General features: G+C 65.4%; 25 protein-coding genes. 16 read left to right on the forward strand and 9 right to left on the reverse strand.

Annotated features, from left to right (window positions below):
• Positions 1-135: 135 nt before the first annotated feature.
• Positions 136-1,536 (reverse strand): M20/M25/M40 family metallo-hydrolase, encoded by a 1,401-nt coding sequence (locus QMZ05_RS27770; protein WP_353703657.1) that lies wholly within the window; start codon positions 1,534-1,536, stop codon positions 136-138.
• A gap of 96 nt (positions 1,537-1,632) precedes the next feature.
• A complete protein-coding gene (locus QMZ05_RS27775; protein WP_353703658.1) occupies positions 1,633-3,255 on the reverse strand; it encodes a helicase HerA-like domain-containing protein in 1,623 nt (540 codons plus the stop codon).
• Positions 3,256-3,630: 375 nt separating this feature from the next.
• On the opposite strand from QMZ05_RS27775, the gene QMZ05_RS27780 reads away from it, so the two are divergent.
• The 9 genes from QMZ05_RS27780 to QMZ05_RS27820 all read left to right on the forward strand — a co-directional run bounded on the left by QMZ05_RS27780 (position 3,631) and on the right by QMZ05_RS27820 (position 11,744).
• Positions 3,631-3,996 carry a hypothetical protein gene (locus QMZ05_RS27780; RefSeq protein ID WP_074131304.1) on the forward strand — a complete coding sequence of 122 codons (366 nt, stop codon included), beginning with the start codon at positions 3,631-3,633 and terminating at the stop codon, positions 3,994-3,996.
• Positions 3,997-4,053: 57 nt separating this feature from the next.
• The gene (locus QMZ05_RS27785; RefSeq protein WP_018270650.1) at positions 4,054-4,461 is read left to right on the forward strand and encodes a DUF4332 domain-containing protein; all 408 of its coding nucleotides are present in this window, start codon (positions 4,054-4,056) and stop codon (positions 4,459-4,461) included.
• 102 nt (positions 4,462-4,563) lie between these two features.
• Complete coding sequence (folP, locus tag QMZ05_RS27790; protein WP_353703681.1) at positions 4,564-5,418, forward strand: dihydropteroate synthase; 855 nt, start codon at positions 4,564-4,566, stop codon at positions 5,416-5,418.
• The gene (folB, locus tag QMZ05_RS27795; RefSeq protein ID WP_353703659.1) at positions 5,415-5,795 is read left to right on the forward strand and encodes a dihydroneopterin aldolase; all 381 of its coding nucleotides are present in this window, start codon (positions 5,415-5,417) and stop codon (positions 5,793-5,795) included. The genes folP and folB overlap by 4 nt, the downstream gene beginning before the upstream one ends.
• A 4-nt stretch (positions 5,796-5,799) precedes the next feature.
• Positions 5,800-6,291, forward strand: a complete 492-nt coding sequence (folK, locus tag QMZ05_RS27800) for a 2-amino-4-hydroxy-6-hydroxymethyldihydropteridine diphosphokinase (protein ID WP_353703660.1) — start codon at positions 5,800-5,802, stop codon at positions 6,289-6,291.
• 107 nt (positions 6,292-6,398) lie between these two features.
• The gene (locus QMZ05_RS27805) at positions 6,399-8,273 is read left to right on the forward strand and encodes a methylmalonyl-CoA mutase subunit beta (RefSeq protein ID WP_353703661.1); all 1,875 of its coding nucleotides are present in this window, start codon (positions 6,399-6,401) and stop codon (positions 8,271-8,273) included.
• Entirely contained in the window at positions 8,270-8,740 is a 471-nt protein-coding gene (locus QMZ05_RS27810; protein ID WP_353703662.1) for a GFA family protein, read from the forward strand. The genes QMZ05_RS27805 and QMZ05_RS27810 overlap by 4 nt, the downstream gene beginning before the upstream one ends.
• Positions 8,741-8,752: 12 nt before the next feature.
• Entirely contained in the window at positions 8,753-10,909 is a 2,157-nt protein-coding gene (gene scpA, locus QMZ05_RS27815) for a methylmalonyl-CoA mutase (RefSeq protein ID WP_353703663.1), read from the forward strand.
• Positions 10,910-10,979: 70 nt separating this feature from the next.
• Positions 10,980-11,744, forward strand: coding sequence for a DUF3298 domain-containing protein (locus tag QMZ05_RS27820; protein ID WP_353703682.1), 765 nt, complete (start codon positions 10,980-10,982; stop codon positions 11,742-11,744).
• Between the two features lie 6 nt (positions 11,745-11,750).
• Here the strand turns inward: QMZ05_RS27820 and QMZ05_RS27825 are convergent, their stop codons facing one another.
• Positions 11,751-12,230, reverse strand: coding sequence for an SRPBCC family protein (locus tag QMZ05_RS27825; protein WP_353703664.1), 480 nt, complete (start codon positions 12,228-12,230; stop codon positions 11,751-11,753).
• A gap of 162 nt (positions 12,231-12,392) precedes the next feature.
• Here QMZ05_RS27825 and meaB point away from each other — a divergent pair, with 162 nt between their 5' ends.
• The 3 genes from meaB to QMZ05_RS27840 all read left to right on the forward strand — a co-directional run bounded on the left by meaB (position 12,393) and on the right by QMZ05_RS27840 (position 15,727).
• The gene (gene meaB, locus QMZ05_RS27830; RefSeq protein ID WP_353703665.1) at positions 12,393-13,385 is read left to right on the forward strand and encodes a methylmalonyl Co-A mutase-associated GTPase MeaB; all 993 of its coding nucleotides are present in this window, start codon (positions 12,393-12,395) and stop codon (positions 13,383-13,385) included.
• Positions 13,382-14,029: a pyroglutamyl-peptidase I gene (locus QMZ05_RS27835; RefSeq protein ID WP_353703666.1), complete on the forward strand. Its 648-nt coding sequence runs from the start codon at positions 13,382-13,384 to the stop codon at positions 14,027-14,029. Before meaB ends, QMZ05_RS27835 begins: the two co-directional genes overlap by 4 nt.
• Before the next feature lie 327 nt (positions 14,030-14,356).
• Positions 14,357-15,727, forward strand: a complete 1,371-nt coding sequence (locus QMZ05_RS27840) for a TIGR03808 family TAT-translocated repetitive protein (RefSeq protein ID WP_353703667.1) — start codon at positions 14,357-14,359, stop codon at positions 15,725-15,727.
• Positions 15,728-15,857: 130 nt separating this feature from the next.
• Here QMZ05_RS27840 and QMZ05_RS27845 read toward each other — a convergent pair whose 3' ends face one another.
• From QMZ05_RS27845 to QMZ05_RS27860, 4 genes are all read right to left on the reverse strand, one after another.
• Positions 15,858-16,352 carry a TIGR03809 family protein gene (locus QMZ05_RS27845; protein WP_353703668.1) on the reverse strand — a complete coding sequence of 165 codons (495 nt, stop codon included), beginning with the start codon at positions 16,350-16,352 and terminating at the stop codon, positions 15,858-15,860.
• Positions 16,353-16,917: 565 nt separating this feature from the next.
• On the reverse strand, positions 16,918-18,399 hold the full coding sequence (locus QMZ05_RS27850; RefSeq protein ID WP_353703669.1) for a S8 family serine peptidase: 1,482 nt from the start codon (positions 18,397-18,399) through the stop codon (positions 16,918-16,920).
• 241 nt (positions 18,400-18,640) lie between these two features.
• Positions 18,641-19,393 carry a hypothetical protein gene (locus tag QMZ05_RS27855; RefSeq protein ID WP_353703670.1) on the reverse strand — a complete coding sequence of 251 codons (753 nt, stop codon included), beginning with the start codon at positions 19,391-19,393 and terminating at the stop codon, positions 18,641-18,643.
• Complete coding sequence (locus QMZ05_RS27860; RefSeq protein ID WP_035652535.1) at positions 19,390-19,959, reverse strand: sigma-70 family RNA polymerase sigma factor; 570 nt, start codon at positions 19,957-19,959, stop codon at positions 19,390-19,392. The genes QMZ05_RS27855 and QMZ05_RS27860 overlap by 4 nt, the downstream gene beginning before the upstream one ends.
• Positions 19,960-20,377: 418 nt before the next feature.
• Between QMZ05_RS27860 and QMZ05_RS27865 the strand changes: the two genes are divergently transcribed.
• Together QMZ05_RS27865 and QMZ05_RS27870 are read left to right on the forward strand one after the other, a co-directional pair.
• The gene (locus QMZ05_RS27865; RefSeq protein ID WP_353703671.1) at positions 20,378-21,526 is read left to right on the forward strand and encodes a GGDEF domain-containing protein; all 1,149 of its coding nucleotides are present in this window, start codon (positions 20,378-20,380) and stop codon (positions 21,524-21,526) included.
• A gap of 57 nt (positions 21,527-21,583) precedes the next feature.
• A complete protein-coding gene (locus QMZ05_RS27870) occupies positions 21,584-22,690 on the forward strand; it encodes a DUF2336 domain-containing protein (RefSeq protein WP_050420164.1) in 1,107 nt (368 codons plus the stop codon).
• Positions 22,691-22,789: 99 nt separating this feature from the next.
• Here the strand turns inward: QMZ05_RS27870 and QMZ05_RS27875 are convergent, their stop codons facing one another.
• Entirely contained in the window at positions 22,790-23,428 is a 639-nt protein-coding gene (locus tag QMZ05_RS27875) for a DUF1109 domain-containing protein (protein ID WP_353703672.1), read from the reverse strand.
• 2 nt (positions 23,429-23,430) lie between these two features.
• Positions 23,431-23,976 carry a sigma-70 family RNA polymerase sigma factor gene (locus QMZ05_RS27880; protein ID WP_353703673.1) on the reverse strand — a complete coding sequence of 182 codons (546 nt, stop codon included), beginning with the start codon at positions 23,974-23,976 and terminating at the stop codon, positions 23,431-23,433.
• 325 nt (positions 23,977-24,301) lie between these two features.
• Between QMZ05_RS27880 and QMZ05_RS27885 the strand changes: the two genes are divergently transcribed.
• Positions 24,302-24,988: a hypothetical protein gene (locus QMZ05_RS27885; protein WP_353703674.1), complete on the forward strand. Its 687-nt coding sequence runs from the start codon at positions 24,302-24,304 to the stop codon at positions 24,986-24,988.
• A gap of 126 nt (positions 24,989-25,114) precedes the next feature.
• Entirely contained in the window at positions 25,115-25,894 is a 780-nt protein-coding gene (locus QMZ05_RS27890; RefSeq protein WP_353703675.1) for an enoyl-CoA hydratase, read from the forward strand.
• The last annotated feature ends 81 nt before the right edge of the window (positions 25,895-25,975 follow it).

The raw sequence follows: 25,975 nt of genomic DNA on the forward strand, positions 1-25,975 counted from the left end.
CTGATCTATGCCAACACCGTCGTACAGCGCGGGACGCCTTGGCGCGAAACCGGCGTCACGACTTAATGGTTGCTACACGCAAATCAAAACGCCGCCCAATTCCGGGCGGCGTTTTTACGTGCGGGGCTTCTTGCCTTATTTGGTGTCGGCGAAGGCCGCCAAAATCCGCGCCCAGGAGCGGATGCCCTTGTGATAGCTCTTGAGGTCGTACTTCTCGTTCGGCGAATGGATATTGTCGTCGTCGAGACCGAAGCCGACCAGCACACTGTCGAGGCCGAGCGTGCGCTTGAAGTCGGCGACGATCGGGATCGAGGCGCCGGAGCCGATCAAGAGCGCCTCCTTGCCCCATTCGTCGGTCAGTGCGCGGCGGGCGGCCGCCAGCGGCTTCATGTTCCAGTCGAGCGCGATCGCCGGCGCTGAGGAATGATCGGTGAACTCCGCCTTGCAGTCCGCCGGCACCCGCGCCTTCACGTAATCGCGGAATGCGTTTCGGATATTCTCCGGATCCTGTCCCTCGACCAGGCGGAACGAGACCTTCGCCGACGCCTCGGCCGCGATCACCGTTTTCGAGCCCTCGCCGGTATAGCCGCCGATGATGCCGTTGATGTCGCAGGTCGGCCGTGAGGAAACCTGCTCGATCAGGAGCCGATCCTTCTCGCCGGCGGGCACCGAGAGGCCGATCGGCTTGAGGAAGCTTTCCGGCGTCAGATTGAGCTGCTTCCACTGCGCCAGGATGTCCGGCGGCAGATCCTTCACGCCATCATAGAAACCGGGGATGGTGATGTGGCCGTTGTCGTCATGCAGGCCGCCGAGGATCCGCGTCAGCACGCGGATCGGGTTCTGCGCGCCGCCGCCGAACACGCCGGAATGCAGGTCGCGCTTGGCAGCCTTGATCTTGACTTCGTCATAGACCAGGCCGCGCAGCGAGGTGGTGATCGCCGGCGTGTTGGGGTCCCACATGCCGGTGTCGCAGACCAGGGCGAAGTCGGCCTTGAGCTCGGCCTTGTTCGCCTCGAGGAACGGCACGAAATTCTTCGAGCCGATCTCCTCCTCGCCCTCGATGATGATGGTGATGTCGACCGGCAGCGATCCCGCCACATTCTTCCAGGCGCGGCAGGCCTCGATGAAGGTCATCAACTGTCCCTTGTCGTCCTCGGCGCCGCGCGCGACGATGATCTTGCGCCCGTCGGCATGGTCGGTCACCACCGGCTCGAACGGCGGACGGTGCCAGAGATTCAAGGGATCGACCGGCTGCACGTCATAGTGCCCATAGAACAGCACATGCGGGCGCCCGTCGGTCGAGCCGTTCAGCTTGCCGACCACGGCCGGATGGCCGGCGGTCGGACGCACCTCGGTCTTGAAACCGAGGGTTGCGATATCCTTGGCGAGATGATCGGCAGCCGCCTTGCAGTCATTGGCGAAGGCCGGATCGGCCGAGATCGATTTGATCCGCAGCAGCGTGAACAGCCGCTCGAGACTGTTGTCGAAATCGGCATCGATGCGGTCGAGAACGGGCTGCAGCTTGGCGTTGGACATCGCGGATATCCTTTTTGTTTGGACATTGCGCAGAGTTGTAGCGCGCCGGCCGCCACAGGCAAAGCCGGTTACCCATCCAGCCGGATCGTCGCGATGCTACCTGCGCAGGATTCCGCCGAGCGCGCCGCGCACCAACGCGCGGCCGATCGAGCCGCCAACCGAACCGCCGACCGACTTGCCGAGATCTGCGACCACGCCGCCGACCACCTTGTCTGTCACCGAGCGCGTGACGTTGCGCGCGATCACTTGCCCGGTAGAGAGCCGGCCGCGCTTGACGTTGGTGCCGAAGATCGTGGCGGCGATCGCGCCGATCTGGCCGAGGATGCCGCCACCCCCGCCGCCAGCGCCACCATCGGCCGGCGCCGCCGCGCCCGATAGCCGCTTCTGGATGATCTCGTAGGCGGATTCGGCGTCGATCGCGGTGTCGTATTTGCCCTTCACCGGGCTCGCATCCATGATCGCCTTGCGTTCCTCCGGCGTGATCGGCCCGATCCGCGCCGACGGCGGCCGCACCATGACGCGCTCGACCATCGACGGCGTGCCAGCCCCCTCGAGGAACGAGCCCAGCGCCTCGCCCTTGCCGAGCTCCATGATCACCCGTGCGGTATCGAGCTTCGGATTGGGCCGGAAGGTCTGTGCGGCCGCGGCAACGGCCTTCTGGTCGCGCGGCGTGAAGGCGCGCAGCGCGTGCTGTACACGGTTGCCGAGCTGCGCCAGCACCTTGTCCGGCACGTCGATCGGATTCTGCGTGACGAAATAGACGCCGACGCCCTTGGAGCGGATCAGCCGCACCACCTGCTCGATCTTGTCCATCAGCGCCTTCGGCGCATCGGTGAACAACAGATGCGCCTCGTCGAAGAAGAACACCAGCTTCGGCTTCGGCAGGTCGCCGGCCTCCGGCAATTCCTCGAACAGTTCCGACAGCATCCAGAGCAGGAACGTGGCGTAAAGCCGCGGGCTCTGCATCAGCTTGTCGGCGACAAGAATATTAACCATGCCGCGGCCGTCGCGGTCGGTCCGCATGAAATCCTTCAGCGTCAGCGCCGGCTCACCGAAGAACTTCGCGCCGCCCTGGTTCTCGAGCACCAGAAGCTGACGCTGGATCGTTCCGACCGTCGCCTTGGACACGTTGCCGTAGCTCTGCGCGGCCTTGCGGATCGACGCCAGCGGATCTTCCCCGTCGTCAGCCCCCTTCTTGCTGCCGTCGGGTGCGATCGCATCCAGCAGGGCGCGCAGATCCTTCATGTCGATCAGCGCGAGGCCATTCTCGTCGGCGACACGGAAGGCAACGTTGAGCACGCCCTCCTGCACGTCGTTCAGATCGAGCATCCGCGACAGCAGCAGCGGTCCCATCTCGGTGACGGTGGCGCGCACCGGATGGCCCTGCTCGCCGAACACGTCCCAGAACACGGTCGAGAATTGATCGGGCTGGAAGGTCAAGCCCATTTCCTGGGCGCGCTTCACAATAAAGTCCTTGGCCTCCCCGACTTCGGAGATACCGGAGAGATCACCCTTGATGTCGGCTGCGAAAACCGGAACGCCGGCGCGCGCAAATCCTTCGGCCATCACCTGAAGCGAGACGGTCTTGCCGGTTCCGGTCGCGCCGGTAACAAGGCCATGCCGATTGGCCAGCGCCAGCGTCAGCCAGGCAGTCTCCTCACCCTTGCCGATAAAAATTTTCTGGTCCGTATCGGCCAGCTTGTTGTCGGGGGTCGCCATCGCATCGCCTCTTCGCGCAGATTTAGATCGTTTCGATCATCGCACCCGGTTCGATGTCGCGCCCGGTCGGTACCGAACTGCTGCCATCCATCATATTGCATCTTGCGGGTCGATTGAAAACCGTCAGCCGATGCCGACGTCTATTGTCGCTGCACTAGTTCCTCATACTTTATTCCCGGCAAAGTGACGAAAGGCATTGCGCATTGCGACAAGATGGTGTGAATCCGCCGCTCACTCTTGCAGCGAGGCAACAGTCACAACGCGATCGAAAAAGAAAACGAGCTGAAATGCGCTGATCGCTTGAATTTCGTGACACAGGCGCTCAAGATAAATCCTCAAGAACGATCCGGCAAAGTCCGGTTGAGGCGGGGCAAGATGGACGAATTGGTTGGACAGCTGGCCGCGAAGGCCGGCATCGATAGCGCTGTCGCTGAGAAAACCATCGGCATCGTTCTGGGTTTCCTCCGTAACGAGGGACCTTCCGACAAAGTCCAGGCTCTGATCGACCAAATCCCCGGCGCCGAAGCGGCTATTGCCGCCTCCAACAACAGTGGCGGTCTGTCGCGGTTGATGGGTGGCGGGCTGATGGCTGTCGGCACCCGTCTCATGTCGCTTGGCTTGAGCATGGGTGAAATTCAGAACGTCGCGCGTGAACTTTTCAAGTTCGGCCGCGACAAAATCGGAGCGGATCAAATGGGCGAGATCATCTCGGGGACGCCGGGCCTCAGCCAGTTTGCCTGAAGCATTCTCCCAAAACGCCATTTCACGCGCGCTCCCTTCTACCTGCATACGAGTATCATGACATACCCCCTCTCCGAGATCGAAGGCCTGTCCGCCTATTGCGCCACCAAACTGAAATCGCAGGGTATCCGCACGACCGACGCGCTGCTTGAAGCCGCCCGCACCGTCAAGGGACGCAAGGCGCTCGCCGCCAAGACCGGGATCAGCGAACAACAACTGCTCGAATGGGCCAACATCTCCGACTACATGCGGATTCCCGGCATGGGCAAGGCGAAGGTCGGCCTGGTCCGCGCCGCCGGCGTCACCACGGTGCGCGAGCTCGCCCACCGCAACCCGTCGCGTCTGGCACAGAGCATGAAGGACGCCAATGTGCGGCGTAAGCTCGTTCGCGTGATGCCTTCCGAGAAGTCAGTCGAGCTGCTGATTGAAGAGGCACGCAAGCTGCCTCCCAAAATCACCTATTAGCATCACCTATTAGCCTGCCTTAGCGGCATTCGGCGCCGCCGGCGCCACGCGCGTCCGCGACACCTTGACTTGCCGCGGCGGTCAGCGCAAAGCCTGCGCATGATGGCGACCAAGCCCATAGCATCTGTCGTGACCGGCCCGGCCGTATCAGCGGTGCTGCCGGCGCTGCTGTCGCGGCCGTATCCGGCTGTCATGGGCATCCTGAACGTGACGCCGGACTCGTTCTCCGACGGCGGCCAGTTCATTGCACCCGAACAGGCGTTGGCGCAGGCCCGCAGGCTGGTCGCCGAGGGCGCCGACATCATCGACATCGGCGCGGAATCGACCCGCCCCTATGGCTCGCAGCCGGTCACCGCCGAGGCCGAACTGGCGCGGCTGAAACCGGTGCTGGCCGAGGTGATCGCGCTCGGCGTGCCGGTCTCGATCGACAGTATGAAATCCGAGGTGGTGGCCTGGGCGCTCGACCAGGGTGCTGCGATCGCCAATGACGTCTGGGGCCTGCAGCGCGACGCCGGCATGGCGGCCGTCGTCGCCGCACGCGGCGCGCCCGTGATCGTCATGCACAATCGCGAGAGCGCCGATCCTTCGATCGACATCATGCAGGACATCACGGCGTTCTTCGAACGCTCGCTCGAGATCGCGGCGCGCACCGGCATTGCGTCCGACCGGATCGTGCTCGATCCCGGCATCGGCTTCGGCAAGACACCGGAGCAGAGCATGATCGCGCTGGCGCGGCTGTCAGAGCTCGACGCGTTCCGCCTGCCGGTGCTGGTCGGCGCCTCGCGCAAGCGCTTCATCAGCACGGTCGTGCCGTCGGAGCCGCAACAGCGGATCGGCGGCTCGCTCGCCGCGCACCTGATCGCGGCGCGAAACGGCGCCCGCATCATCCGCGCGCATGACGTCGCCGAAACCGTTCAGGCGCTGCGGGTGGCCGCGGCAATCGAGGGACAGCAATGACCGACACGATCTTCATCACCGGGATCGTCATCCATGCCCGCCATGGCGTGATGGAACATGAGACCGAGGTCGGGCAGCGCTTCGTCATCGACCTCGAGCTCTACACCGACCTCTCGGAATCCTCACGCACCGATCGCCTTTCCGACACGGTGTCCTACTCCAACGTGGTGGCGACCGCGACGTCCGCGTTCAAGAACACCAATTACAAGCTGCTCGAGCGCGCCGCCGGCGCGGTGGCCGAGGATATCCTGGCGACCTTCCCGCGCATCAGGGCCGTCAAGGTCACCGTGCACAAGCCGCATGCACCGATCGCGGCGATCTTCGACGATGTCGGCGTGGTGCTGACCCGCTCGCGCCATCCGCCGGCGCACGGTTGACCTGATGGCTGATGTCCTGATCGCACTTGGCGGCAATGTCGGCGATGTCCGTACGACGTTTCGCAAGGCGATCGCCAATATCTGCGGCATGACGCAGGCGGCGCTCGTGGCGCGCTCGTCGGATTATTCGACGCCGCCGTGGGGCGATCAGCAGCAGGACAGCTTCATCAATGCCTGCATCGAGATCGACACCAGCCTCGATCCGCATGCGCTGCTGTTCACGCTGCACAAGATCGAAACCAAATTCGGCCGCGACCGCAAGAACGAGCAGCGCTGGGGGCCGCGCACCCTCGACCTCGATTTGATCGCCTATGACGACGTCACACTCGACAAGCCGGAACTGACACTGCCGCACCCGCGTCTGTTCGAGCGCGCCTTCGTGCTGGTGCCGCTGGCCGAGATCGTTCCCGACCGCGTCATTGCCGGGCGCCGCGTCGCGGATGCGCTGGCAAACGTCTCTACCGACGGTATTTTCCGTCTTGCGGACCCCGATTAAAAGTCGAACGGCCGCAAACAAAAGTTTGGCTTGGCCGCCCGCCCGTGGCAATTTCCGGCCAAATCAAGGGGCTCCCTCGCGGGGCCGGTGAAGGACGATTTGGGCGGATGACGACCTCGACTGACGACTTGCCTCTGGCTTCGGATTTTCCGGCTGCGACCTATGACGACTGGCGCAAGCTGGTCGACGGCGTGCTGAAGGGCGCCCCGTTCGAGAAGCTGGTCGGCAAGACCTATGATGGCGTGAAGATCGATCCGATCTACCGCCGCGCCACCAACGCCAGTCCGCTTCCGGGCCGCGCCGCCGCGATGCCCTGGCATATCCTGCAGCGGGTCGATCATCCCGATGCCGCGCAGGCCAATGCACAGGCGCTGCATGATCTCGAGAACGGCGCGACCGGCCTCGAATTCGAATTCGCCGGCGGTCCCGGCACCCGCGGCTTCGGACTTGCCGATGCCAGCAAGAAGACGCTGGCGCGGGCCTGCGGCGGCATCCATCTCGATGCCGGCATCATGATCGCGCTCAACCCGGTGATCGGCCGCGAGAACGCCGGCGAAACGTTCGCCGACATGGTCGAGGCCCGCAAGCTCGATCCCGCCAAGCTCGACCTGCATTTCAATTACCAGGCGCTCAGCACCATGGCGGTGCGCGGTGCCGCGGCCATCGCCTGGCCGAATTACGAAAAGTCGTTCGGCCAGGTCGTCAACGGCCTGATCAAGCGAGGCTTCAAGGGGCCGTTCGTGCTGGCCGACGGCCGGCCGGTGCACGATGCCGGCGGCTCCGAGGTGCAGGAGCTCGCCTTCACGCTCGCGCTCGGCCTCGCCTATCTGCGCATGCTGGAAGCTGCCGGGATCGACCTCGATGCGGCGCGCGCCGCAATCTCGTTCCGCCTCAGCGCCGATGCCGACCAGTTCCTGACCATGGCGAAATTCCGCGCGCTGCGACTGTTATGGGCGCGGGTCGAACAGGCTTGCGGCCTCGCGCCGAAACCGATCTTCGTCAACGCGCAGACCGCCTGGCGGATGCTGACCCAGCGCGACCCCAACGTGAACATGCTGCGTGCGACGATCGCGACCTTTGCCGCCGGGCTCGGCGGCGCCAATGCGATCACCGTGCTGCCGCACACGCTTGCGCTCGGCCTGCCGGATGATTTCGCGCGGCGTGTGGCCCGCAACACCCAGCTCGTGCTGCTCGACGAGTCCAATCTCGCCAAGGTCTCCGATCCGGCGGCCGGCGCCGGCGGCATCGAAACCTTGACCTCGCAGCTTTGCGAGGCGGCGTGGGCGCTGTTCCAGGAGATCGAGAAGGCCGGCGGCATCTTCTCCGCACTCGAGCAGGGTCTAGTGCAGAAGAAGGTTGCCGCGACGCGGACGCAGCGCGAAACCAATGTGGCGAAGCGCCGCGACGTGCTGACCGGCGCCAGCGAATTCCCGAACCTGCACGAAGACGTCCTCGCAGTGCTGGACATCAAACCGTCAGCGCCGGTGTCATCAGCCGGTGCCAAGGTCACCTTCGATGCCCTCGTCCCGATGCGGCTCGCCGAGCCGTTCGAGGCGTTGCGCGACAAGTCGGACGCCGCGCTGAAGGCACGCGGCTCACGGCCGAAGATCTTCCTCGCCAATCTCGGCACGCCGGCGGATTTCACGGCCCGCGCCACATTTGCAAAGAGCTTCTTCGAAACCGGCGGGATCGAGGCCATCGACAGCGAGGGCATTGCCGACCCGGCGGCGCTCGCCGCGGCCTTCAAGGCCTCGGGCGCCGCGATGGCGTGCATTTGTTCCTCCGATAAGGTCTATGCCGCCGGCGCCGCGGAGGCCGCCAAGGCCCTTCACGGCGCCGGAGCAAGGCATATCTATCTGGCAGGGCGGCCCGGCGACCAGGAAGCGGCGCTGCGGGCAGCCGGCATCGGTGAGTTCGTCTTCGCCGGCGGTGACGCGCTGGCGACATTGCGCGACGCCTATCGGCGGATGGAGCAGGCATGACGGCAGAGGCAGCAGCGAAACCCGTTCTGACCGGCGGCTGCCAGTGTGGCGCCGTGCGCTTTGCGGTGTCAGCCGCACCGAACCGGGTCAGCATCTGCCACTGCCGGATGTGCCAGAAGGCCTCCGGGGCGCCCTTCGCCTCCTTCGCCGACATCAACAAGGAGGATTTCGCCTGGACCCGAGGCAAGCCGGCGGCGTTCAAATCCTCCTCGATCGCCGAGCGCGATTTCTGCGCGGCCTGCGGCACGCCGCTCAGCTTCCGCCGGATCGACGGCCCCCGCATCGAGATCATGACCGGCGCCTTCGACCGGCCCGACCGGGTGATCCCGACGCAGCAGTTCGGAACCGAGTCCCGCCACGGCTGGGTGGTCGGGATCGCCAATCTGCCGAGCCAGACCACGATGCAGAATTACGGACCGGACAAGATGGCGACCATCGTCAGCCACCAGCATCCGGACCATGACTAAGGAAGCCAAGGAATGACCCGCATTCCCAATTTCGCCGATGTCGCCTTCCAGCCCGTTGCCACGGCCATGCCGGCCGCGAGCACTGAACCGTGGCTGACGCCCGAGGGCATTCCGGTGAAGTCCACCTACAGCGAGGCCGATCTCGCAGGCATCGACTTCCTCGAGACCTGGCCGGGGATTGCGCCTTATCTGCGCGGCCCCTACCCGACCATGTATGTCAACCAGCCCTGGACCATCCGGCAATATGCCGGGTTCTCCACGGCGGAGGATTCCAACGCCTTCTATCGCCGCAACCTCGCGGCGGGCCAGAAGGGCCTGTCGGTCGCGTTCGACCTCGCCACCCACCGCGGCTACGACTCGGATCATCCGCGCGTCTCCGGCGACGTCGGCATGGCCGGTGTCGCGATCGATTCCATATACGACATGCGCACGCTGTTCGCCGGCATCCCGCTCGACCAGATGAGCGTGTCGATGACCATGAACGGCGCGGTGCTGCCGATCCTCGCGCTGTTCGTTGCCGCCGCCGAGGAACAGGGCGTGCCGCCGGAGAAACTGTCGGGCACCATTCAGAATGACATTCTGAAAGAGTTCATGGTGCGCAACACCTACATCTATCCGCCGGCGCCATCGATGCGGATCATCTCCGACATCTTCGCCTACACCTCGCAGCGGATGCCGAAATACAATTCCATTTCCATCTCCGGCTATCACATGCAGGAGGCCGGCGCGACGCAGGACCTCGAGCTCGCCTATACGCTGGCCGACGGCGTCGAATATCTGCGTGCCGGCCTTGCCGCAGGCCTCGACGTCGATCGTTTTGCCCCCCGCCTCTCCTTCTTCTGGGCGATCGGCATGAACTTCTTCATGGAAGTCGCCAAGATGCGCGCGGCGCGGCTGCTATGGGCCAAGCTGCTGAAGCAGTTCAACCCGAAGGATCCGCGCTCGCTCAGTCTGCGCACGCATTGCCAGACCTCGGGCTGGTCGCTGACCGCGCAGGACGTGTTCAACAACGTGATGCGCACCACGATCGAGGCGATGGCGGCAACTCAGGGCCACACCCAGTCGCTGCACACCAACGCACTCGACGAGGCGCTGGCGCTGCCGACCGATTTCTCGGCCCGCATCGCCCGCAACACGCAATTGTTCCTGCAGCAGGAGAGCGGCACCAACCGCATCATCGATCCCTGGGGCGGCTCTTATTATGTCGAGCGGCTGACGCAGGATCTTGCGGAAAAGGCCTGGGGTCACATCCAGGAGGTCGAGGCGCTCGGCGGCATGGCCAAGGCGATCGAGGCCGGCGTGCCGAAGCTCAGGATCGAGGAAGCCTCCGCCAAGACCCAGGCGCGGATCGATGCCGGCCGCCAGGCGGTGATCGGCGTCAACAAGTTCAAGCCCGAGAATGAGCGGCCGATCGACGTCTTGAAGGTGGAGAACTCCACCGTGCGGCGGTTGCAGATCGACAAGCTGGCGCGGCTCAAGAAGGAGCGTAACCAGAAGGACGTCGATGCCGCGCTCGCCGCGCTCACCCGCTCGGCGGGCGAAGGCAACGGCAATCTGCTGGCGCTGGCGATCGATGCAGCGCGCGCCAAAGCAACCGTCGGCGAGATTTCGGACGCGATGGAAAAGGTGTTCGGCCGCCACCGCGCCGAGATCAAGTCCATCACCGGCGTCTACAAGCGAGAGGCAGCGGCGATGTCCAACAAGGTCGAGAAGGTACAGGCGCTGATCGACGCCTTCGAGGAGGCCGAAGGCCGCCGTCCGCGCATCCTGGTCGCGAAGATCGGCCAGGACGGCCATGACCGCGGCCAGAAGGTGATCGCATCAGCCTTCGCCGATGTCGGCTTCGACGTCGATATCGGGCCGCTGTTCGCAACCGCGGATGAGGCCGCCCGCCAGGCGGTCGAGAACGACGTCCATATCCTCGGCGTTTCCTCGCTCGCCGCGGCGCATCTGACCGCGGTGCCCGAATTGAAGGCCGCGCTGAAGAAGCACGGCCGCGAGGACATCATGATCATCATCGGCGGCGTGGTGCCGCCGCAGGATTACGACGCGCTGTACAAGGCCGGCGCCGAAGCGATCTACCCGCCCGGCACCGTGATCTCGGATGCCGCCGAGGAGCTGATCCACAAGCTCAACGCACGGCTCGGCCATAGCGCGGCGGCGGAGTAGCGTCGCCGCGTCCCCTTCCCGTCAGGAGTTTTCCATGCGCGCCGCCCGCTTGATGACGCCTGCCCGCATCATGGGCCTTGCCGGCCTCGTGGCCTGCCTCTGCCTTCCGGCGCGCGCCGCCGATCAAAAGCCCGACGCCACCATCAAGAATGCGAGCATCGAGGCCAGCGTCTATCTCGACGACAAGATCAAGGCCGATAGTGCGCTGGCGGCGGATTGCCTCGCCGAAGGCAAGAAGTGGATCGACAAGAACGCCGCCGAGGCTGCGACCGACCGCAAGCAGGAGCCAGATCTCTTCAAGGAACGCGGCGGCTATTCTTTCGAGCGCAAATATTCGGTGCGCTCGATCGTCGACGGCCGCTATGTCAGCGTGCTGCGCGATGACTACATGAACACTCTGGGTGCGCATCCGAACTCCGACGTCAACACCATCCTGTGGGATACGACCGAGAAGAAGCGCATCAGCATTCGCCCTTTCTTCACCGAGACAGCAGACAACGGCCCGACCCTGACGGCGATGCGCAAGGCCGTCATCGCCGCGCTGAACGCCGAAAAGAAGCGGCGCGGCGCCGGCGAGTCCGCGACCGCCGAATGGTACAAGGAGCTCAAGCCGACGCTGCTCAAGATCGGCGCCGTGACCATGGCGCCGTCGACCGAGGCCGGCAAGAGCTCCGGCCTCACCTTCCACTACCCGCCCTACGCGGTCGGCCCCTACGCTGAAGGCCAATATGTGATCTTCGTGCCGTGGGAGACGCTGAAGCCGTACCTGACGCCGCAAGGCGCAAAAATCTTCGCCGGCGCGCGGCCGAAGGGCGACGCGGACGATCAGCAATAGCGCTCTTCAGCGGATTGCGACCTCGCGGCGCGCCAGCGCCCGGATCAGCGAGTCTGTCCAGTCCGGAATCCAGGCCTGGAACTGGGTGAGCCAGCGATCGGCATCGCCGGGCGCCGTGTCGAGCTTGACCGACCATTCGATGAAGGTGCGGTTGCCCTCGATGATCGGGAGCAGGTGCATTGTGCCCTCATAGCCGGTTGGTTTCGGTGCATCCGCCCCGGTATCCTGCGGGAACGGCAGTTGCTCAATGCTGGCATAGGTCAGCGAATGCTGGGTGTCCGAGTGACCGGCAAGGCGTTGCCTGACCCACAGCCCGAGATAGCAGAAGCGCCTGATCGCGCCGATCTCGTCGCCGCGCCTGTCGTCCTCGATCACGCTTTCGCTGACGCCATCGATATAGGCCGGATAGTTGTTGAAGTCGCGGATCAGCGACCACACGGTATCGAGCGGGTGATCGAGGACGGTGCTGTAATAGGCTCTGGTCATGGCAGGCTCCGGAAGCTTGATCCGCGGTCTTGGCGGAACATCAGCCTGATCTAGCGAACGGCTGTCGGGTCAACCCACCCGATTTCCGATCCCAACAATCGATCCGGGACGACGGAGCACTCGGCTCTCGCCTGCAACAGGCGGCCGTTGTAAACCATGGCCATGACTGCGCCGAAAACTGCCTCCCCCGACATCCACGCCCTCGCCCAGCAGCTCCGCGCCGGCCAGCGCGCCGCGCTGGCACGGGCGATCACGCTGGTCGAGAGCCGGCGCGGCGACCACCAGGCCTCCGCGCGCGAGCTGGTGCAGGCGCTGTTGCCCGACACCGGCAAGGCGGTGCGGGTCGGCATCACCGGCTCGCCCGGGGTCGGCAAGTCGACCACCATCGATGCGCTCGGCATGTTCCTGATCGAGCACGGCCACAAGGTCGCGGTGCTCGCGGTCGATCCCTCTTCAGCGCGCACCGGCGGCTCGATCCTCGGCGACAAGACCCGGATGGCGCGGCTTGCCGTCAGCGATGCCGCCTTTATCCGCCCCTCTCCTTCGTCAGGCACGCTCGGCGGCGTCGCGGCGAAAACCCGCGAGGCGATGCTGCTCTGCGAGGCCGCCGGCTTCGACGTCGTGCTGGTCGAGACCGTCGGCATCGGCCAGTCCGAGACCGCAGTCTGCGACATGACCGATTTCTTCCTCGCGCTGATGCTGCCCGGTGCCGGCGACGAGTTGCAGGGCATCAAGAAAGGCCTCGTCGAGCTCGCCGACATGATCGCGATCAACAAGGCCGATGGCGACAACCTCAAGCGCGCCAATCTCGCCGCCGCCGACTACCGCAGCGCGCTGCACATCCTGGCGCCGCGCTCCGAGCACTGGCATCCGCCGGTCGAGACTTATTCCGCGCTGACCGGCGCCGGGCTCGACAAGCTCTGGCAGAAGATCCTCGACCACCGCACCGCGATGAACGCCTCGGGCGAATTCGCGGCCCGCCGCCGGGAGCAGCAGGTGAAGTGGATGTGGTCGATGCTGGAAGGCCGGATGATGGCGCGGCTGCGCTCGGACGCTGCGATCCGCGCCAAAGTGAAGAAGATGGAGGCCGAGGTCGCCGGCGGCCGCATCTCGCCCGCGGTTGCCGCCGAGCAGATCGCGGAGATGCTGCATTGAGCGGCCGACTGCGCATCCTCGTCACCGGCTTCGGGCCGTTCCCGGGTGCGCCGTTCAACCCGACCATGCCATTGGTGAAGCGGCTCGTCGCCCTGCGCCGGCCGGCCTTCGACGACGTTACGCTGTCGAGCCACATCTTCCACGTCAGCTACGCGGCCGTCGACCGCGAATTGCCGGAGCTGATCGCAAGCCATCGTCCGCAGGCGCTCCTGATGTTCGGTCTCGCCGGCCGCAGCGCGCACTTGCGGATCGAAAGCCGTGCCCGCAACGCCGTGACGACGCGGATTCCCGACGCCGGCCGCCAGCATGCGCGCAAGGGGTCGATCGCAGGCGGCGCCGATGCGATGATGTTCGGGCCGCACAGCGAAAGGTTGCTGCGGGCGGCGCTGGCGACGGGCATCGATGCACGCGCATCGCGCGATGCCGGCAGCTATCTCTGCAACTACCTGAGCTGGCGCGCTATCGAAGCCGTAAACCGCGATAACGATCTTCGCCTCGTACAGTTCGTCCATATTCCGCCGCTCGCCCACGACGGAACGGCCGCACCGGGCAAATCATCCATCACGCTGGAAGCGCTCGTCGACGCCGGCGAAGCCATGCTGCTGGAGTTCGTGAAACTGACGCGGCAGGCCGTGCGCGCGTGAGCGATGCTGGTCGGAGACAGATCGTGTGAGGAAGCAAGCTGCGTCCTCATCTTTAACTGTCATCGCCCGGCTCGACCGGGCGATCCAGTACGCCGCGGCCTCTCGGCTCAGCTACTACTGTCTCTGGAATACTGGATCACCCGCTTTCGCGGGTGATGACACCGAGCACTTAGCTGATTGACAACGTGAAGCGGCTGCACCGAGAGTTAACCCTACTGCCAACAATCGCCCGGCTGCGGCGGCGTGTTCACGATGCGACGCCGCATTTCGCGCTACCACTCGACTCGCGAACGTCACCGCTCGCGAATGTTTGCGAGGGCCATGCCCATGGACGTCAACCGCCGCCATCTCATTGGAGCATCCGCCGCCGGCGCAGCCGGCGCGCTGGCGATGTCGCCGGATGCGGTGCGCGCCGCGCAGTCTGCCGGCTCGCTCGGCCGCGACGTCACGCAATATGGCGTCCGCCCCAGCAGCCCCGACGATCAGACCCGCAACCTGCAACGCGCGATCGATGATGCCGCGCGCGCGCAGGTGCCGCTGGCGTTCCCGCCCGGCGTCTACCGCAGCGGGCTGTTGCGGCTGGCGCCCGGCAGCCAGCTGATCGGCGTGCGCGGCGCAAGCCGGCTCGTGTTCAACGGCGGTGCCTCGCTGCTGGAGGCCGAAGGCGCCGGCGGCATCGTCCTGATGGGCCTGTCCTTCGACGGCGGCAACGTCCCGCTGCCGGCGCGGCGCGGCCTTGTGCATTGCCTGGCCGGCCGCGACATCCGCATCACCGATTGCCAGGTCACCGGCAGCGGCGGCAGCGGCATCTGGTTCGAGCAGATGTCGGGCGACGTCAGCAACAACATCTTCACCGGCATCGCATCGACGGCATTGGTGTCGTTCGACGCGCTCGGTCTGATCGTCTCGCGCAACACCATCAAGGGCACGAGCGACAACGGCATCGAGATCCTGCGGAGCGCGATCGGCGACGACGGCTCGATCGTCGCCGACAACCGCATCGAGGACATCAAGGCCGGCCCCGGCGGCTCTGGACAGTACGGCAACGCCATCAACGCCTTCCGCGCCGGCAACGTGATCGTGCGCGGCAACCGCATCAGCAATTGCGACTTCTCGGCGGTGCGCGGCAACTCCGCATCCAACATCCACATCACGGACAACAGCGTCAGCAATGTCCGCGAGGTCGCGCTCTACTCGGAGTTCTCGTTCGAGGTCGCTGTGATCGCCAACAATACCGTCGACGGCGCCGCGATCGGCGTCTCCGTGTGCAATTTCAACGAAGGCGGCCGCGTCGCGGTGGTCCAGGGCAACATCATCCGCAATCTGTTGCCAAAGCGCCCTGTTGGCACCGATCCGAACGACGGGGCCGGCATCGGCATCTATGTCGAGGCGGACAGCACTGTGACCGGCAATGTGATCGAAAACGCGCCGACCTTCGGCATCGTCGCCGGCTGGGGCAAGTACCTGCGCGACGTCGCGATATCAGGCAATGTCGTCCGCAACGCCCTCATCGGCATCGGCGTCTCGGTGGTGCCGGGCGCAGGCTCCGCGCTGATCAACAACAACATGATCTCGGAAACCCCGCGCGGCGCGGTGGTCGGGCTCGACCACGCCCGCCCTGTTACGTCAGACCTGTCGGCGGCCGGCGCCCAGCAATATGCGCAGCTCGTGGTCGGCGCCAACGCGGTGCGGCGCTAGAGGTCGATCCGGAACAGTGCGAAGCGGCTTTCCCTCGCGACAAACGTGGAGCGCGCTTGCGCGGATTTTGGTGTCATCACCCGCGCATGCGGGTGATCTCGCGACATCATAGAATAGCTGGAGCGTCCGCCTACAGCGCGTTGCGCAGCAGCGGATAGCGTCGCTGGATGGTGTCGAGGTCAAGCACCGGCGGCGGCATCACCGCAGGGGGCATCTCCAGCGGCGGCGCGTCGGCGACGACGGGCGGCCGCTCGAGCACCTCGGCCGCCGTCTCAAACGCGGCCGCAACCGCAGTCATTGCGGCCTCCGCCAGGGTCGCGGCCTCCGCGCGGCGCTCCGGCATCGGCGAGATATCGGGCGGCGGCAGCTTCGACTTGCCACGGCCGAGCCAGGACAGGTCGATCGGCGAATTGTCGAGCGAGGCTTCACGAGTCAGCAATTCCCGCCAGATGTCGACCGCGGCCCGGGCTTCCCTGATGTTCTCGAGAAAGGCTTGCTCACTGTGATAGCGGCGCCAGCGTCCGGTCTCGAACAGCTCGTTGAGGTGCTCCAGCCTTTGCTCGGCGAGGTTGCACCAGCGCGCAACGATCTCCTGGCCTCTGGCCACGTCGGTCCGATGTGTCATTGAATTTGCCCGCAGGGAAAGAAACGGACGCAGACGCAACCGAACCGAATCAACTGGACGTGACACTGATATTCTGTGGAAAAGGTAAATAAAGTCTAACTAAATTCTTAATCGGCCGCGGGCGATCAAAGAAGTCCGCTCTACTACGGAGTTTCTTGCGCGAACCTTCGCCAAGTCATCGACTTGCATGATGGCGATGCGCGTCGCTTGCCGACGCGGCGCAGCCAAAAGATCCACAGCAAACCGGTGCGGCCATCGCGCCCCGTCATGCCGTCGCGATCACACAGTGCAGCGCCGGATGCCGCGGCCGCGTTCGGCCGGTCGGTCGGTCGTGCAAGGTACCCCCCAAAATGAAAGACCCGTCCGGGGGGACAACCGGACGGGTCAAAGCCATATGGGCGCTTGGGGTGGATGGGCGCTCGCGCCTGATATAGCCGGGGAGGGATAAACCGCTCCCACACACATAAGTCGTGAGAGGAAGGCGGACGTTCAAATCGTCGGCGATTTTTTTAACCTTTTCGCCGCCCGGTTCCATCGCACCGCTGCTGGCGTCCGGCACTTAAAATCACTGCGCAGCCCGGTGATTTGCAGCGGAATCATCAGCTGCGACCGACGGCGCGCCTTCATTCAACGCGCGGCTCACGGAAGTGTTATTGCCGTCCGGTGTGGGCGCGGGCTGCGGCGGTTTGTCCACCGCCGACGCGACCGGCGCGCTGGTCGCCGCCATCACCGCGGCAAGCGCGTCCGCCTCCCCGGCCCCGAACAGATCGTCGCGTCCAGGTGTCCCGAGATCGCGGGCTGTGCTGGTCAGGACCTTCCGCACGTCGGCCGGCTTCAGCGCCGGACCGCGCTCCAGCACCAGCGCTGCGATGCCGCTGACGAACGCGGCTGAAAACGAGGTGCCCGACATCAGCGTGTACTTGCCGTCCGGCACCGGCACGAGGAGATCGGCGCCCGGCGCCGCCAGCGCGATATAGCTGCCGCGGTTCGATGCTGCCATCAGCCGGTCGCCGGCATCGATGCCGCTCACGGTGATCACGTCGGGATAGGCGGCCGGATACAGCGGAGGCGATTTCGCCCCGGCATTGCCGGCCGCGGCGACCAGCACGACGTCCCTCGCCGCAGTCGCGGCCACCGCGCGCTCGACAAGTGCGTCCTTCGGTCCGGCAAAACTCATGTTCACGATCTGCGCGCCGTGCGCCACCGCGTAGTCGAGGCTTCTGAGGATGACATAGGATGTGCTCTCGGCACCGCCGGCAACCGCACCGAAGGCGCGGATCGCCAGGATCCGCACTTCCGGCGCGCTCCCCGTTAGTTTGACGCGCGCGGCGATTGCGCCGGCGATGGCGGTGCCGTGGGCATGCGGGCCATCCTTGCTGCCGAGCGCATCGAACGTATCCGCGACCGTGTTCGCCAGTTCCGGATGGGCGGCGTCAATGCCGGAATCGATGACCGCAATGGTGACATTCATTCCGCGCGCCAGCCTGTGCGCCTCGGCCAGATGCAGCTGCGTCTGCGCGTATTGCGCCGGATCATTGCCACCCGATGGCGGCTTCTGTTCCTGCAGCGCGTAACGGTAGTTCGGCTGCACGGAGCGGACGCTGCTGTCGCTTGCGAATTCGCGGCTCACGGCATCGGCCGAGCGATTGCCGGCCATGCGGAACAGGCCGATGGTCGCCCCCAGCAACGGGATGTTCTGCGAGGCAATCCGCCTCAGACCATGGCGGCGCGCGAGCGCATCGGTCTGGGCCTCGGTCAAGGCGCCGTCGATCTCCGCCACGAGCTCGTTCGGTACGGTTCGCGTGCCCACCACGTCCTGCGCGCGCGTGCCGCCACCGCCGGGCCTGCCCTTCTTCGCTGCGCCCTTGCCGCCACCGTTGCCGGCACCCAGCCGGTCGGAGCATTGGCCGCGGTCGCCGTCGTCGCATGCGGTGGAGAAACGGGGTGCGTAGCGTGCATTGGGCGGCCGCATTCCCGATCGCGGGCTCTCGTCGGTCCACGACGCAGCCGGGCCGCGGTCGGCCGACAGCGGCGTGCGGCCAGCCATACCGCCGAATCCGCCGACAGCGTTGCCACCGGGCCTGCCGATGCCGGGGGTGACCCGCGGACCGAGCGACATTTGTGGCCCGCTGCCAACAGGCGATCGCATGAAATTCTGAGGGTAGGCCGAACCAGACAGGCAAACCAGCAGCAACGCCGCGGCCGCGACGGCCGCTCTGTTCGTCGATCTGGTCCGGCCGTTGGCGGTCATGGTGACCTCAAGTCGGCGCAGAACCGTCAGCCGCAGTCTACGGCGTCTCCACCGCGAGGTTGACGATCTTCTCTTTCTGCAAACGGGCAATCAGCGACGCGACGCTGTCCTTGTCCATCGCGCGGAACTGCAGCCGGAACATGCCGCCCTTCCCGTCGACGATCGAGCCCTGGTAATTCTCCAGCAGCGACGTGATGTCGGCGATCCTGGCATCCGGCGTGAACTGCACCAATAGCCGCGTCGGCGTTGCCGCCACGCTGGCACCGAGGTCGCGGGTGATCGGCGCACTCGGGGCTGCGCTCGGCGCAACGGCCGCGCTCGGCGCGCTGCGCTGTTCGGCGGCATCGAGCGAGGCGGTCTGGAACGAGGCCGGCTGGCTGCGCATCAGCACCGCGCCGATCACGCCCGCCTGCAACAGCACCACGATCGCGCCGAGGCTCGACGACCAGGCCAGCGTCCGCGGCGACAATTTCGAAAAGAACTCCGAGATCCTGGCCGACATGCGTGCCCCCGCCGACGGCTTGCGCTCCGGCTCGGCATCGATCGCGGCAAACAGCTTCTGCATGGCGCGCGCCGAGGGCGCACCGAGGCTCTCGTTGAGGCCGATGGTCTCGGCATATTCCTCGCGGATGACGGCATACTGCCGGGCGAGTTCCGGATCGGAAGCGAGCGCGTCCTCGACGCGGCGCGCGTCACGCGCGTTCAGCGTGCCGGCCGCGTGCCAGGGCAGCAGCATCTCGACATCGTCAGGTTCTTGACCCTGCACCTTCTTGTTGCTCGCAGCCTTCATGGCCAACCTCGCTCGACACCGGCTGCCTTCAGCAACTCGGCAAGTTTCTTGCGCGCATAGAACAGGCGCGTCTTCACGGTGTTCTCCGGAATCCCGACGATCTCAGCGACGTCTTCCACGGATTTCTCGTGATAGTAGACAAGATCGACGATCTCCCGGTGTTCCGCTGATAGTCCCGTCAGGCACTTACGCAGCGTCGCGCCGGTGTCCTTCTTCTGCACCACCGTTTCCGGATCGTCGGACGTATCCTCGATCGCGTTCGCGGCCTCATCGTCCAGTTCGGCGTCTTTCCTTCGCCGCAGCGAAGACAACGCCTTGAACCGGGTAATCGCCAGAAGCCAGGTTGAAACGGCGGATCGTCCCTCAAACTTGCCCGCCTGACGCCACACGTCCAGAAAGACCTCGCTGATGAGGTCCTCCGCCACCTGTTCGTCCCGCACGAGCCGAAGCCCGAAACGGTACACCCTGACATGATGCCGTCCGTACAGCACCTGCATGGCGAGCCGGTCGCCTTGAGCGATCCGAGCGATCAGAACCTCGTCTGAAGCCGCCTGTGTCGCGCTCAATGGCCGTCTCGCAAAGTTGGTCTGAGGGGGGTGGCGCGTGGTTCGACGCGAGAGCCAAGATTCTTCACATTACGGCAATGTCCAGACCGCATGTGTGATCTATGACACAGTCGACGATCACAATGAGGAAAAATCGCCGCAGACTCGACAAACGGTATCATAACACCAAAAACTCTCGCGGACGCCCACCGTCCGGCCGGACCATACCAAGCCTTGGCCGGCAAGCCAGCGCCGTCGCGAAGGCTGCATTGGCGCAAGCTCGCGGCAGGCGCGCTCCCGGTCCCCCGCGGTGAACGGATTCCCCTTACGAAACAAGGGTGATGACCGGGTTCCACCGGAGGAGATTCGGTTCCAAAAGATACCAAACCTAAAGGCTTTCCCACTTAGATTTTCGCCGGATTTCACCAATGGCGAGACCATGGGCAGCGCTGCGTCGTCACTTCCCAGCCCGGTCGCGGGCGCATCGGAAAGCGGCCGTCCCAGGCTGACGGTCGAGCGCCTGGCGCGGCGGGCGAGGCAGCGCCGCCAGATCCAATCGATGATCGCCGCCTGCTTCGTGCTCGATGCCGCTGTGCTGCTGATCTACGCACATGCCGGCACCACGTCGATGCTGGTCGCGGCGAGCTATGCCCTGACCGGCCTCTCCCTCGTCGCGGTCTATGTGCTGCTCTCGGAGCGCGGCTTTCACGAGCGCTTCCGCGACCACTACCTGGTCGCGCCGCAATCGGCCGTCAACATGGTGAACCTGCTGGTGTTCACCTACATCGCGCCGGAAGTCGGCGTGCTGTTCCTCTGCAACCTGTTCGTGGTGTTCGGCTTCGGCGCGCTGCGGACCTCGGCGCGGCAGACCGCTGTTGTCTGGACCATCATGGTGCTGGGCCTCGCCGCGCTGTTCCTCGGCACCGACAAGGCGATCGGGATGCCGACCGGCACCCGGATCGACCGCCTCGCCACCATGCTGGTGTTCGCGCTGACGATCGGGCGCTGCATGTATCTCGGCATCTTCTCGAGCTCGATGCAGCAATCGCTGTATCAGAGCGGCGTGAAGCTGAAGGAGGCCTACCGGCGCATCGAGGAGCTGGCCGAGCTCGACGAGCTGACCGGCACCTCCAATCGCCGCAGCATCATGCGCACCCTCGAGGACGAGATCGCGCGCTGCGCCCGCAATGGCAGCACCTGCGCCGTGGCACTGATCGACCTTGACCATTTCAAGCGCATCAACGACGTCTACGGCCATCCGATCGGGGACGAGGCGCTGCGCACCTTCGCGATCGGCATGTTCGCCAATCTCCGCAGCATCGACCGCTTCGGCCGCTACGGCGGCGAGGAATTCCTGCTGGTGCTGCCCGACCTTTCGCAGGACCAGGCGATGCGCGCGCTCGAGCGGCTGCGCGCCATCATCGCCGATCTCGACTGGAGCGCATTCTCGCCCGGCATGCGGGTGACGATCTCCGCAGGCGTCACGACGCTCAAGCCGAACGAAAACTCCGACACATTACTCGCCCGCGCCGACGGCGCGCTTTACGCAGCCAAGGCCAGGGGACGCAACCGCATCGCCAGCGCCTGATCTTTCATTTCCTATACGGCGGCGGAGAATCCGTCGCCATCGCTCCAGGACAGAGTCATGAGTTTGAAGCCCGAGACCGCCCCCGAAAGTCTGCTCGACGAGCTGCAGACGACGCTTGCGCACGGCACCGTTGCACGCCGTGTAGAGACGCTGCGCCGCGTGACGGACCTCTTCATCAACGGCTCGGTGAACTATTCCAACGAGCAGATCGTGCTGTTCGACGACGTTTTCCAATGCCTGCTCGAGCACATCGAGAACTCGGCCAAGGCGCTGCTCGCCAACCGTCTCGCCCCGATCGACACCGCGCCGCCGCAGACCATCCGCACGCTGGCATTCGACGATCTGATCGAGGTCGCAGGCCCCGTGCTGACGCTGTCGCCGCGGCTCGACGACGACACCCTGATCGAGACCGCGCGCAGCAAGAGCCAGGCGCATCTGCTCGCGATCTCCAACCGCAAGACGCTGAGCGGCGCCGTCACCGACGTGCTGGTGCTGCGCGGCAATGACGAGGTGATCCAGAGCGCGGTCAACAATCCCGGCGCGGAGTTCACCGAGCGCGGCTTCACCCGCCTGGTCAGCCGCGCCGAGGGCGACGACAATCTGTCGACCTGCGTCGGCCTGCGCCCGAACATCCCGCGGCATCTCTATCTCAAGCTGGTCGCGAAGGCGTCCGACACGGTCAGGCAGCGGCTCGAGGCTGCCAATCCGCAACAGGCCAAGGAGATTCCGATCGCGGTGAAGGAAGCGACGCGACGCGCGCGCTCGGCACCCTCCGGCGTGACGCCGGACACCACGATTGCGCATGCGCTGGTCAAGTCGCTCTACCAGGACGGCCGGCTCGACGAATTCCAGCTCGCGGCCTTCGCCGAGGCCGGCAAGTTCGACGAGACCAACGCCTCGCTTGCCGCGCTCGCCAACGTCTCGGTCAGCATCGCCGAGAACATGATGATCGAAACCCGCGCCGAGGGCGTCATGATCCTGGCCAAGGTGTCGGGCCTGTCATGGTCGACGGTGCGATCGATCATCAATCTGCGCGACGACATCTCGGGCGGAGAGCCGACCGACCTGCAGGCCTGCAAGGACACCTATGAGCGGCTGCGGCCATCGACCGCGCAGCAGGTGCTGCGCTTCCATCGCATGCAGCAATCCGCGCCCGCGGCCTGATTTTGATGTAGCCCGGATGAAGCGCAGCGCAATCCGGGACCAGTCTGTCCGCTGACAAAAACCCCGGATTTCGCTCCGCTCCATCCGGGCTACAAGCAGTCAGTACCGCAGCGCCCGCGTCCCCATCAGCGCGCCGACGCTCGCGACGATCGCGGTCGCCAGTGTGTACCAAGTGGCGACGAACAGCGGCGAGTCGTCGGTGCAATGCGACGCATAGACGGTGGCCGCGAGGCCTGCGCAGAGCAGGCCCGCCACCGCGCCGGCGACCGCAGGCCGCGCCGGCGCGCCCTGCCGCAGCCCATACAGCGCGCCGACCAGCAGCGGCAGCGACATCGCGGGGATCGCAGTCATGCACGCCATCGAGTTCTTGCCGATCAGCCGCGTCATCATCGGCGTGCGCTGCGGCATCATCATCTCGCCGCTGATCGCGGCAACGAGGATGCCGGCGGGAATCAGCAGCCACCAGCCGAAGCTGCGCAGCGAGGCTTCCGGCCGTGACAGGTGCAGGCTGACCGCGATCGCCGAAGCGGCGAGCGCCAGCGTCACCGCAAACTTCAGGTCGAAGAACGGATTATGCATCGCGGTCATCACGTCGGGCCGCACGCCGAGCTCGGCGAAGAAGATCAAGAGCGACACCGGCGCCGCCGCCAGCAGCGCCAGCATCAGCGCAAGACCGATCGGGCGCGCACGATACGCATTGTCGGCGGCAAGGGTTCGAATGAGTTGATCGGTATCCATGCTCATCGGTCCCGTAATTTCGCGGTGAGGCTCGCAAGCCCGCGATGCAGCGCGACCCGCACCGCGCCCTCGGTCATCGAGAATTTCGCCGCGGTATCCTTGATCGAGGCGCTGTCGACCGCAATCGATTGCAGCACGTCGCGCTGCCGCGCCGGCAACGCCTGCAACTGGGCGGTGACCTCGCTGGGCGATGCGGTCGGCTCCGGCGTTTGCCCCGGCAGCGTCTCGGCGAAATCATCGATGTTGACGAAGATGCGCTTGCCGCGGCGGCGCAGCGCGTCGATCAGCTTGTTGCGCGCGATCGCGAACAGCCACGGAGCGAACGGGGCGCTGCTGTCCCAGGTCTGTCGCTTCAAATGCACCGCCAACAAGATGTCCTGCACGATGTCCTCGGACTGATCGACCGGTTGTCCCGCGCGCGCCAAGCCACGTCGCGCCGCGGCACGGAGTACCGGCGTGATGGCCTTGAGCAGGCGATGATACGCCGCGTCATCGCCAGAAATGGCCGACCGCATCAGGTCGGTCCATTCATCCTCACGTTCGCGCACGCAGGCTCCTGAATTGCAATTCGGCCGATCTTTCAGTTCGTTACGCGGTCAACCAAGAATATCACGAATTCGTGATCGCGATCCTCCGGTCAGGCCGCGCGGAGATCGGGCGCAAAGAATCGCTCCGGCGGGTTTCCAGACGCCACGGCTCATAACACCGATCGGTCCGACAAGCATCGGGGTGCCGTAGCCGATCACCCGCTGGGACGAAATTGCCCAGCTTTTGCCCCCTGAGGCCCGAAGATTCCCTTTTTTTGCCCCGGTGTGGACACGCAGCGGGGTCTCATTTCGGCTTTGGGACGGGCGAAATGGGGAGATCATCAGAATGAAGATCAAAGCCAATGGGCGCTTGGCCTTGGTGGTCGCGACAGGGCTGACCGGGCTTGCCATGTGTCTCGCTGTTCCGTTGCCGGCGCATGCGGCCGGATCGGACGCATCGGCATCGAAATCCGACAACGCAACGAACGACAAATCCGCGCAACAGAGTTCGCGACATGTCCGCCGCCATGCGCGTCACAGCTCCTCCAAGACCGCCGACAAGTCGGCTGACAAATCCGAGAGCAGGAAGACGGCCAGCAAGGATGCCGGCAGCGTGACGTCGGCCGGCATGCCGGCCACGGTCGCCAATGCCAATGCGGAGCTGACCTCCGGCGACGGCAATGCGAGCACCCCGCCCGCCAGCCTCAATCCGGTGCTGGCTGCCTCCGACAAGCCCGCCGACGCGCAACCCGACGGCAGCGTGGTCGCATCCGACCAGCTCAACGACCTCGACCGGGCCCTGCAGCAGGAGCAGCCGGCGGAACAACCGCAACCGGTCCCGCCACAGACCGCCCAGCAGGAGGCGCCGGCTGTGCAGCCGCCGCCCGCCGCCGCAGCGGCACCCAAGCCGGCCCCGGTTCTGGCGAGCAGCGACAGTGCGAGCTGGGACCAGACCTCGCTGATCGGCAAGATCTTCATCGGCTTCGGCGCCCTGCTCACGGTGGCCTCCGCCGCGCGGATGTTCATGGCCTAGCCGAGGCGCTTGCGGCTTGCGGCGCTGGGTAGCGCCGCACCGCGGCCCAAAGCCTCGCTTCAGCCACTTGAAGCGTATCCCGCCAGCGGGCACATTGCCCGCCAAATCAGGCACGGGGTTTGCGTCATGGCTACGTTCGAATTCATCATCGTCGAAAGCAAGGGATCGGTCGGCGTCATCACGCTGAACCGGCCGAAAATGCTGAATGCGCTGTCGTTCGGCGTGTTCCGCGAGATCGCCGCGGCGGTCGACGATCTCGAGGCCGACGACAAGATCGGCTGCATCCTGATCACCGGCAGCGAGAAGGCCTTTGCCGCCGGCGCCGACATCAAGGAGATGCAGCCGAAGGGCTTCATCGACATGTTCAACAGCGACTTCACCGCCATCGGCGGCGACCGCGTCGCGCGTTGCCGCAAGCCGACCATCGCGGCGGTCGCGGGTTACGCGCTCGGCGGCGGCTGCGAGCTTGCGATGATGTGCGACATCATCATCGCCGCCGACACCGCCAAGTTCGGCCAGCCGGAAATCACCCTCGGCACCATCCCGGGCATCGGCGGCACACAACGCCTGACCCGCGCGATCGGCAAGTCGAAGGCAATGGATCTCTGCCTGACCGGGCGGATGATGGATGCGGCGGAAGCCGAGCGCTCGGGCCTGGTGTCGCGGATCGTTCCGGCCGACAAGCTGCAGGAAGAAGCGCTCGCCGCGGCCGAGAAGATCGCCTCGATGTCGCGTCCGGCCGCCGCGATGGCCAAGGAAGCCATCAACCGCGCGTTCGAGACGCCGCTTTCGGAAGGCATGAATGTCGAGCGCAACCTGTTCCACTCGACCTTCGCGCTTGAGGATCGCTCCGAGGGCATGGCGGCTTTCATCGAGAAGCGCAAGCCGGTCAACAAGAACCGCTAAAGCGCGATGAGATCAGGTTGAAGCGTCATCGCGCTTTAGCTTTTTGTTTGCGCATGATCTCATCGGAAAACCGCTTCGCAC

The sequence above is a fragment of the Bradyrhizobium sp. INPA03-11B genome (assembly GCF_040446015.1).
Lineage (GTDB): Bacteria > Pseudomonadota > Alphaproteobacteria > Rhizobiales > Xanthobacteraceae > Bradyrhizobium > Bradyrhizobium macuxiense_A.